A 9350-nucleotide genomic window follows, 5' to 3' on the forward strand; every position below is an offset into this window, starting at 1 on the left:
GCCTTGCTGCCGGTTCTGGGCGAATCCTTCAACACCATTTCCCTGTTCGCCTTTATTCTGGTGCTGGGCATCGTGGTGGATGATGCGGTGATCGTCGGCGAGAGCATCGACCATCAGCGTCGACAGGGTGGCATGAGCGGGCAGGAGGCAGCCATCGCCGGCGCCCAGCGGGTCTCGCGACCGATCCTGTTTGCGGTTCTGACCACCCTGTTTGCCTTTGCGCCCCTGCTGTTCCTGCCGGGGCCGGAAGGGGCCTTGATGCGGGTGATCCCCATCGTTTCCATGGCAATTCTGGTGCTGTCGCTGGTGGAATCCCTGTGGATTCTGCCTTCCCACCTCAGCTATGACCGCCCGGCCCGGGGCATCTGGCGCCAGTCTGAACAGCTATCTACCCGTATCAACGCCGGGCTGGACCGCTGGCTGGAATATCGCGCCCGGCCGTTGCTGCGCCGTGCCCTGCGCTGGCGCTATGTGCTGGTGGTGGTGTTTGTGGGGCTGTTTATTTTCTGCTGCGCCCTGGTCAACAGTGGTTGGTTGACCATGGTGTTGTTCTCCCGGGTGGAAGGAGATCGGGTGATGGCGGAAGTGGTGTTCCCCCAGGGCACCGGCGAGGCGCGGCTGCTGCGCGAAGTACAGGCCCTGGAGGGTTCTGCCCGCAAGCTGTCGGCGCAGTTGCAGAGCGGCGATCAGCCGGTGACCGTGGATGCGGTGTTCGCCGAGCAGGGGGTACGCCAGAAAACCTCCAATGCCCGCGATCCGGGGGCCCGTTTCCGGGTGCGGGTAACCCTGGCCATTGGCGGCGATACCAGCGCCTTGCCGCCCCGGGAGCTGGCCAGCCTGTGGCGTGAGCAGCACGGCCCGATCGCTGATGCCCTGTCGGTCAAATTCCACGCCAGCCTGATGCAGGTGAAGCCGGACATCCATGTCAATCTGTTCCACCCGGATCTGGCCACCTTGCAACGGTTGAGTGAGCAGACGGCGCTGGCCCTGTCGCGCATGGAAGGGGTCCATGAAGTGGCCAACAACCTGCATGCCCGCCGCACCATCGTCGATATCGGCCTGCGTGAGGAGGGCAGGCTGGCCGGCCTGCGGGCGGAGCAGCTGGGCCTGCAGATCCGCAATGCCTTCCACGGCATAGAGTTGGATCGCTGGTTCGAACAGGATCAGGAAGTGCCGGTGATGCTGCGTCTGGCGAGCAGGGACAGCCGCCGCATCAGCGATCTGGAACGACTACCGGTAAAGCTGCCGGATGGGGAGATCACCGTGCTGGCGGCGGTGGCGGACCTGAACCGGCGACAGGTGCCGGCCATGATCAGCCATTACGATGGCCGTCGCAGTGCCACCATCAGTGCTTTCGTGGATGAACATGTGACGTCACCGGCTCAGGTGATGGCGGCACTGCAGCAACAGGTGTTGGTCCCCATGGAGTCCGCAGATGCACAGGCGGGCTGGACAGTGGCCGGCAAGCAGGCGGCGATCCAGGATTTTCTCGATCATCTGTCGATCAGCTACCTGATTGCCCTGGCTGCCATATTTTTCCTGCTCACCGTGCTGTTTGGCGGCTATGGCCAGCCGCTACTGGTGATGGCGGCAATCCCCTTCGGCATGGTGGGGGCCTTCATGGGACACTTCCTGCTGGGTTACAGCCTGACATTATGGTCGCTGGTGGGGGTGATTGCGGTGAGCGGAGTGGTGGTCAACGACAACCTGGTGCTGATTGATGCCATCAACAGTTTCCGGGCCCATGGCATGCGCCTGCGCGATGCGGTGATCGAAGGCGTGAGCGGTCGATTACGGCCGGTGATGCTGACTTCCATCACCACCTTTGCCGGGGTGGCGCCGCTGATGCTGGAAACCAGTGTACAGGCCCGCTTCCTGATCCCCATGGCGGTGTCCCTGGCCTTTGGTGTGCTGTTTGCGACGCTGGTGAGTCTGCTGTTGGTGCCGTGTCTGCTGGTGGTCAGCCATGACGTGCGAGCCTTGCAGCTGCGCTGGCTGGCCCGCTGGCGGGCACCGGAGGTTTCGGAAGATGACAGCGTGGATGTGGCCTATGAACGGGGCCGCCTGACCGCCTGGTGGGTTACCGCTAATCCCTATGAAGATCCTGTGCTGCATTCGGCATGGGAAGCGGGGCGGCAGGATCAGGGCCAGGGCAGCGCGGATCTTCTTTAGGCGCTCTGAACCTGAAATTCTTTTTCACCACAGAGGGCACAGAGTTCACAGAGGAAAAACAGGGTATCTGGGTGCTCCTGATCAGCGTCATGGTTGACTATTTTCCCTTTCAGAACCGCACCAAACGGCGATGCTGACCGCAACAATGCCTTCCAAAATGTCACATCGCTACACGATCTGATTGATTTATCACAAAGGCATGCAACGTTCAGAAAACCCCGGTTTTTTTCCTCAGTGAACTCTGTGCCCTCTGTGGTAAAAAAATTGACGTTTATAGGATCTCTACGAAGCTGAGCTGCGCCCACAAAAAAGCCCGCCCCGGTTCCCCGGGGCGGGCTTATGCGTCAGGCCGGCCGTCGGCGTCTTGCTTACGCCTTACCCTGATTGGCCACGGCTTCGGCGGCCTTGGCGACTTCCTCGGCATCGCCCAGGTAGTAGTTCTTGATGGGCTTCAGGTTGTCATCCAGCTCGTACACCATCGGCACGCCGGTGGGGATATTGAGCTTGACGATTTCCTCGTCGGAAATGTCGCCCAGATACTTCACCAGTGCCCGCAGGCTGTTGCCGTGGGCGCAGATCAGTACCTGTTTGCCGGCTTCGATCTGCGGTTTGATCTCGCTTTCGAAGTAGGGCACGAAGCGGTCCACGGTGTCCTTGAGGCTTTCGGACAGCGGGATCTCGTTCTCGCTGAGGCCCTTGTATACCCGGAAGTTGCCGGCGTAGCGTTCGTCGTCGCGCTCCATCTTCGGCGGCGGGGTATCGTAGCTGCGGCGCCAGATATGCACCTGATCGTCGCCGTACTTGGCAGCGGTTTCTGCCTTGTTGAGACCCTGCAGGGCACCGTAGTGGCGTTCATTCAGACGGTAATCGCGGATCACCGGAATCCACATCTGGTCCATGTTGTCGAGGATGGACCACAGGGTGCGGATGGCGCGCTTGAGCACGGAGGTGTAAGCCACATCGAACTCAAAGCCTGCTTCCTTCAGCAATTCGCCGGCCTTGCGGGCTTCTTCGCGGCCCTGATCAGTGAGATCCACGTCTTTCCAGCCGGTGAAACGGTTTTCCTTGTTCCAAACGCTTTGGCCATGGCGGACCAGTACCAGTTTCGTGCTCATGGGTTATTCCTGTGCGGTTTTCAGTGCGGCGCAAAGCGTAGCAGAAAAGCGCCGGGAAATTGAGCGTGAGCCGTGATATTTCGCTGGAATTCGATCCGTTGAGCGCAATTTTTCACACCGTCTTCAGTCGATTATCTGGTCGAGTCGCGGATAAATACCACATCGGTGGCCAGCGTTGCTGAAATGTGCCGCCCTGAGCCCGTATAATCGTCGCCAATTCAGACTCAGGCGACTTCATGGCTTATCTCTGGTGTGACAACGGCGACGATATCACCTCCTGGCGCTCCGGACTGGCGGCGGCAACGCCTCTCTATCTGGACACCGAATTCATGCGTGAGCGCACCTTCTGGCCGCAACTGGCCTTGGTGCAGGTTCACGATGGTGAGCAGATCCGGCTGATCGATACCACCAAGACGACCGGTTCGGAACTGGCTCCTCTGTTTCAGCAGCATACCCTGGTGATGCATGCCTGCTCCGAGGATCTGGAGGCCATCGCGGCGTTCAGCGGTGACTACCCGGCGGCCATCGAAGATACCCAGATCGCCGCCGCCCTCACTGGCGAGGACATGCAGCTGGGTTACCAGAAGGTGGTGCAGATGCTGCTCGGCGTGGACTTGCCCAAGGGGGCGACCCGCACCAACTGGCTCAAGCGACCGCTCAGCCAGGAGCAGTTGCTCTATGCCGAGGATGATGTGAAATACCTGCCCGAGGTGACCGACATCCTGCGTGGCCGGCTGGTAAACCTGGGCCGTGAGAGCTGGTGGCGGGAAGAATGCCAGCGGTTGCTGAACCAGGCTCAGGCGGTAACCGCTCCGGAAAAGGCCTGGCGTAATGTGAAAGGCGCTGGCCTGCTGCAGGGTCAGGCGTTGGCGGTGCTGGCGGCATTGGCCCCTTGGCGGGATCGCATGGCACGGGAACGGGATCTGCCCAAGGGATTTATCCTAAAGGACGCCCAGCTACTGGATCTGGCCCGCTCATCCCGCAGCGATCGGGGCCTGTTTTCGGATCTGGGGCTGCATCCCAAGGTGGTCCGCCGCGATGGTGATACCATTCTGGAGCTGCTGGAAGAGGGAAGGCGCGGCACGCCGCCTGAGCCCTTGCCGGGGCCGCCGGATGCTCACCAGAAAAAACTGGCCAAAATCCTGCGTAAGCGGGTCGGTGAGATTGCCGAGTCCATGAACATGAAACCGGATGTGCTGATGCGCCGTCGCTGGCTGGAGTCCCTTATTCGCCACCCGGACCAGGTGCCCGAACCGCTTACCGGCTGGCGTCATGATATTGTTACCAAGCCGCTTTTGGAGTTGCTGTAGTGCTGAAAGGGAAGCTGTTCTGTTCCATTTACAAGACCCGCAAAAAGTCGGGGATGTACCTGTTCGTGGATCGCCAGAAAGGTCTCAAGAATCTGCCTGAGGTGCTGGTCAAGCAATTCGGTGCCCCCATCCATGTGAATGACATGATCCTGTCCCCCGATCGGCCGTTGGCCCGGGCGGATGTAACGCAGGTGATGGATAATATCCGTAATCAGGGCTTCTATTTGCAGATGCCTCCGCCGCCGGACGAGGACATGTTCATGGCCGATGGCCACCCGGACAAACCGGCAGGGCCGGATGCCTGAAAAGGGCCTGCGTGCGCGTTTCTGGGAACTGCCCCTGGGGGAGTTGTCGAAAGCAGAGTGGGAAGCGCTATGTGACGGCTGCGGCCGTTGTTGCCTGGTGAAGCTGCAGGATGAAGACAGTGGTGAGCTGGCCTTCACCAATCTGGCCTGTCGTTATCTGGACAGCCAGAAATGCCAATGCCGGGTGTACGATAACCGCTTTAGCAAGGTGCCGGATTGTATCCAGATCAGCGAGGCGGTGGCCCGAAACACTGACTGGCTACCTTCCAGCTGCGCCTACCGACTACGGGCGCATGGGCAACCTTTGCCGGATTGGCACCCTCTGATCAGTGGGGATGCAGGTACGGTCAGACAGGCAGGGATCAGCGTGGCCGGGCGCGTGGTCTCCGAGCAGCTTGTGCACGAAGACGATTGGGAAGAGCATATTATTCACTGGATAGAGTAGGGCGGGCCCGGGGAAATGGAAGCCGCTCTTCACCCGCATAAACGGGTTGCTCTGTCAGCATTGAGTTGGGAGTCATTGTGACAACGGAAGCGTATATGTGGGGCTGGTTGGCGTATTTGTTGGGCTGCGTGGGCGTGCTTTTCGTCTGGTGGTGGCTGACTCGGCCGCTGGCTGTCTGGGCCAAGGTGCCATTGCGTATCCTGCTGACGGCACTGTTGTTGACCCCCTGGTCGGTGTCGCCGCAGCACGATGAGTGGGCGCCGGCCTGGGTCGTGACCTTGTTTGACGGTCTGGCCCAGGACGATGTGAGTCTGTGGCGTGCCGGTGGCCCGTTGCTGGCCATGCTGGTGGTGGCGCTGATCGTGGCGGCGCTGGAGTTATGGCGTCAGCGCCGCAAGCAAGACGCCGTGGCTGATCAACAGTGAGCGAGTGCATTTTCTGCCAGATACGCGACGGTAAATTGCCTGCCAGCGTGGTCTATGAGGATGAGCGGGCCATGGTCATTCTGGATCTGTTTCCGATCCGCGAAGCCCATTGCCTGGTGATTCCCAAAGAGCATGCCCCCTTGCTGGAGCAGTTGGACGGCAGCCTGAGCAATCATCTGATGGATCTGGCCCGCCGCACCATCATGGCTCAGAAACGGGCCGGGCTGGCGGTGAAGGCGCACAATATTGTGGTCAACGATGGCCGTGAAGCCAATCAGCACGTGCCCCATGTGCACGTGCATGTCATTCCCCGCCGGGGTGGCGACACTCTGGTCACTGCATTCACCTGGGCTACCCGTCTGCTGAACATCTTCGGCCTGGCCCGCCGCCGCAAAAGGCTGGATCGCCTTGCCGGCCTGCTGGCGGAGCATTTCCCGGAAGCAGCTAAATAATTAACAGTGAAGAGTTAACAGCGTCGCGATTTGGCGGTGTTTTGATCTGAAACGCAAAAGGGCGCGCCCAGCCTTTGGGCGGGGCCTGTTTGAGGGAAAAGAACAGCGAAAGATTTGGCAGTGTTACCTCAGATCACAGCCTGAGACTGTTCACTGTTTGCGCCAGGCTCGTACCCGTAATGGCCAGTGTACCGCTCGCAGCCCGTCTCCCCAGGCTTGCCTGAGCGTTGGTGCGAAGTCGTCCAGCGGATTCTCCCCGGCCCGAAAGGCCTGGACCAGCGCGGACCAGGTATCCAGATAGCCAAGCATGTCGCTAGCCGTCCAGTCGCGGATAATGGCGCCGCCGGGGTAGGGGAGTGCAGGCCAGGGCAGACTGGCATCCGGGTAGCCGGCCACCACCTGGGCCCGTTCCGCGGGCCACCAGGGCGCCAGTGGGCCGTCGTGAAAGTCCTGGATCATGCCTTCCAGCCCCGCCACCTCGCAGATCCCGTAACTGATCAGGGCCAGCACGCCGCCGGGCCGCAGGGTGCGCTCTGCTTCGGCTTGAAAGGCGGCTTGATTAAACCAGTGGTAGGCCTGGGCGACGCTAATCAGGTCCAGGCTGGCGTCCGCCAGCGGTAGTTGATGCGCCCGACTGACCAGATAGTGGCTTTGCGAAGATGGGGCGGCCAGTAACTGTTCATGGCTGATGTCTGCACCCACTACTTGCCGGAAAAAGGGCTCCAGGCCCCGGCTGGCTTGCCCGCTACCGCAACCCAGATCCAGCGCACAGTCATGGCCGGCGCTCTGGTCGGCCAGCCATTGGAACAGGGAAACGGGGTAGGTGGGGCGAAATTGCTGGTACTGACTGCCGCGCTGAAACAGCGGTTCAGTCACTGAAGAAGCCGTCGTCATCGAAGTGGGCAGCCCATAGACGACCATCCGCCTGCTCCAGATCCAGCGCGATGCCAGCCAGAAGCTGACCTTCCGGCGCGGCGCACCAGGCGATGGTGCCGTACAAGTGGTAGGTACCGTGCTCTTCCAGTAGCGCCACCCAGAGCTCCACATCCGTATTCGGTTTGATCGGAGCCGGGAGTTCGATGCTGATGCCGGCCAGGGAAATGTCGTGGGTGGTCAGGTACAGACGATCGGCCGGATCCAGCGAGCCGGACTGGCTCGGCAGCAAGGTCAGCGCCAGGTTTTCTTCGCGGGTTGTGCGGGGGAAGCGACGATTGTCCATTGCCGTTGCCATAGGATTTATCCGTAAATCATTCTGTCGACCGCATAGGCCGCAATCGCAATGGTAGCGACCACACCTGCAAGGAACAGTAGAAACAGCAGGGCGGGTTTGACCGTTTTCGGCAAGGGTTCGGTTTCACGTGGAGTCCGGGTCTCCTGCGTTTTACTCATCAGCCATCTCCCTGATTGATCCGGATACTTTACAGTATCAGTTATTCGCCGACGATAGGAAACTGGTATCGAGCCGGCGCTGTATTCGCTGCCCTCAGAGGGGGCAGGGAATTCCCTGGATCAGCTAACGGCAGGCAAGAAAAAAGGAGCCAGGGGCTCCTTTTTTTGCTGGGTGTCAAGATCGGCGCGGCTTCAGCCGGCAAACTCGATTTTCTGGAACATGTATTCATGCACCGAATCGGACATCAGCGGGACGTAGGAGACCAGTAGCAGTGCGGTAAGCATGACCGCGATGGGCAGCAGGTATTTTTCATAGCGGCGGTAAAACGAGCCGTTATGCACCTTGGCGCTTTCCACCTCGTCATCCCCGACCACCTGCCGTGTCAGCAAGTGGTTCAGTGCCACAGGGGGGGACAGGTAGCCCAGTTCGAAGGCCACCAGACTGATCATCCAGAAATGCAGGGGGGCGATTCCATTATCGAATGCCACCTGGGCAATGGTGGCATTGACCAGGATAACGGCACCAAAGGGATCCATGATCATGCCGATGATGACCATGGTGACCACCAGCAGTGTCATGGCCAGCCAGACGTTGGCGAAGGTTTCCGGCAGGGCTTCCATCACCCCGGAACGTTCCAGCAGTCCGCCCATGCTGACGGTCAGTGCCATCAGCATTAACAAGGCACCAATGTGACCGGTGGTCTCATTGGTGGAGAACCGCAGAGAGCTTTCCAGAGTGGTGCCAACACCTTCCTCTTCAGCGGGCAGATCGGATGTCACCCCGGTGGGTTTGATCAGATAGTGGATCAGCAGGCTGGCCGCCAGTACCAGGTTACGCCAGAACAGGCCGGTGATGGTATCAGAAAGCTGTTCTTTGGAGGTGCCAGTGGGCACATTGCCGGCCTCCAGAGCCTTGGACAACATCCAGGTGTCATAGCTTGAATGGATGAGAAGCACCACCAGAGCAAGGGCACACAGGTGCAGAAAATAACGGCTGAATTTCTCGTAGATCAGTACGGCTAGCATCAGCACAGGCAGAATGATCGGCGCGTAGTTTTCGTTCAGCTCAGTGTCGAGAATGTCCCTGAAAATAACAATCACGGTGCCAATCACGATGACATAGGGCAGTAGCGGGAAAAGCCTTTTCAGGCTGGCAGGAAAGGCTTCCGAAAATGGCGCGATGCGGGCCGGCTCGGTACGGGCGAACTGGCTGTAGATAAAGAACAGAAACAGCGTAAGACCGAAAACCTTAACGCCGGAGGTGAAGAGTTCATCGGTGGTGACCGCGTTGTTCAGTGCCGCAATGATGACCACCAGCAGGCAGGGGCGCAGTACCACCCCCATGGAACCGGACATGGCGGCACCGGCCAGGGCCAGTTGCTTGCGGGCGCCGGCCCGGACCAGCTCATGATAAACGGTAGCACCGGCGGCAATGATGAAGATCCCGGATGCCCCCGTGTACGCAGTAGGGATGGCAGTGACAGCCAGAACCACGAAGCACATCAGCTCCGGTGACATGCGCCAGGGTCGCAGCACATCGAAGACAAGATGAACCATCTTTGTCTGTCGCAGCATCATCCCGACCCAGATATACAGCCCCAGGCTGAGGAACATGGTGGAAAACTCCATCATCATGCCCAGATAGATGCTGGTGCCGTGCAGGTAGCCCTGCGACATGAACTGGATGCTGGCACTGAGACACATGTAGGAATACAGGGGAATGGTGAGCAGGGCCTT

11 protein-coding genes are annotated in these 9350 nt (G+C 59.9%); 6 read left to right on the top strand and 5 right to left on the bottom strand.

Translation table 11 applies throughout. The features are described from left to right. A partial coding sequence (locus tag HUJ17_RS07105) for an efflux RND transporter permease subunit (RefSeq protein WP_290510041.1) occupies nucleotides 1-2172 on the top strand: 2172 nt, incomplete at its 5' end. Between the two features lie 368 nt (nucleotides 2173-2540). On the opposite strand, the gene gpmA is transcribed toward HUJ17_RS07105, so the two are convergent. Next, the gene (gene gpmA / locus HUJ17_RS07110; RefSeq protein ID WP_290510042.1) at nucleotides 2541-3287 is read right to left on the bottom strand and encodes a 2,3-diphosphoglycerate-dependent phosphoglycerate mutase; all 747 of its coding nucleotides are present in this window, start codon (nucleotides 3285-3287) and stop codon (nucleotides 2541-2543) included. Nucleotides 3288-3523: 236 nt separating this feature from the next. Here gpmA and rnd point away from each other — a divergent pair, with 236 nt between their 5' ends. The 5 genes from rnd to HUJ17_RS07135 all read left to right on the top strand — a co-directional run bounded on the left by rnd (nucleotide 3524) and on the right by HUJ17_RS07135 (nucleotide 6224). Further along, the gene (gene rnd, locus HUJ17_RS07115) at nucleotides 3524-4597 is read left to right on the top strand and encodes a ribonuclease D (protein ID WP_290510043.1); all 1074 of its coding nucleotides are present in this window, start codon (nucleotides 3524-3526) and stop codon (nucleotides 4595-4597) included. Continuing rightward, complete coding sequence (locus HUJ17_RS07120; protein ID WP_290510044.1) at nucleotides 4597-4902, top strand: YcgL domain-containing protein; 306 nt, start codon at nucleotides 4597-4599, stop codon at nucleotides 4900-4902. Before rnd ends, HUJ17_RS07120 begins: the two co-directional genes overlap by 1 nt. Beyond that, nucleotides 4895-5347 carry a YcgN family cysteine cluster protein gene (locus HUJ17_RS07125; protein WP_290510045.1) on the top strand — a complete coding sequence of 151 codons (453 nt, stop codon included), beginning with the start codon at nucleotides 4895-4897 and terminating at the stop codon, nucleotides 5345-5347. Before HUJ17_RS07120 ends, HUJ17_RS07125 begins: the two co-directional genes overlap by 8 nt. A gap of 77 nt (nucleotides 5348-5424) precedes the next feature. Continuing rightward, nucleotides 5425-5772, top strand: coding sequence for a hypothetical protein (locus tag HUJ17_RS07130; RefSeq protein WP_290510046.1), 348 nt, complete (start codon nucleotides 5425-5427; stop codon nucleotides 5770-5772). Further along, nucleotides 5769-6224 (top strand): HIT family protein, encoded by a 456-nt coding sequence (locus HUJ17_RS07135; protein WP_290510047.1) that lies wholly within the window; start codon nucleotides 5769-5771, stop codon nucleotides 6222-6224. Before HUJ17_RS07130 ends, HUJ17_RS07135 begins: the two co-directional genes overlap by 4 nt. Nucleotides 6225-6374: 150 nt before the next feature. On the opposite strand, the gene HUJ17_RS07140 is transcribed toward HUJ17_RS07135, so the two are convergent. The 4 genes from HUJ17_RS07140 to HUJ17_RS07155 form a co-directional block, all read right to left on the bottom strand. Then, the gene (locus HUJ17_RS07140; RefSeq protein ID WP_290510048.1) at nucleotides 6375-7100 is read right to left on the bottom strand and encodes a class I SAM-dependent methyltransferase; all 726 of its coding nucleotides are present in this window, start codon (nucleotides 7098-7100) and stop codon (nucleotides 6375-6377) included. Then, nucleotides 7093-7455, bottom strand: a complete 363-nt coding sequence (locus HUJ17_RS07145) for a PilZ domain-containing protein (RefSeq protein ID WP_290510049.1) — start codon at nucleotides 7453-7455, stop codon at nucleotides 7093-7095. The genes HUJ17_RS07140 and HUJ17_RS07145 overlap by 8 nt, the downstream gene beginning before the upstream one ends. Before the next feature lie 5 nt (nucleotides 7456-7460). Next, nucleotides 7461-7613, bottom strand: coding sequence for a hypothetical protein (locus HUJ17_RS07150; RefSeq protein WP_290510050.1), 153 nt, complete (start codon nucleotides 7611-7613; stop codon nucleotides 7461-7463). 192 nt (nucleotides 7614-7805) lie between these two features. Then, nucleotides 7806-9350 (bottom strand): TRAP transporter large permease subunit (locus HUJ17_RS07155; RefSeq protein WP_290510051.1); only part of this gene is annotated, 1545 nt, incomplete at its 5' end.

Origin of the sequence: Alcanivorax sp. (assembly GCF_014762765.1) — a bacterium.
Classification (GTDB): domain Bacteria; phylum Pseudomonadota; class Gammaproteobacteria; order Pseudomonadales; family Alcanivoracaceae; genus Alcanivorax.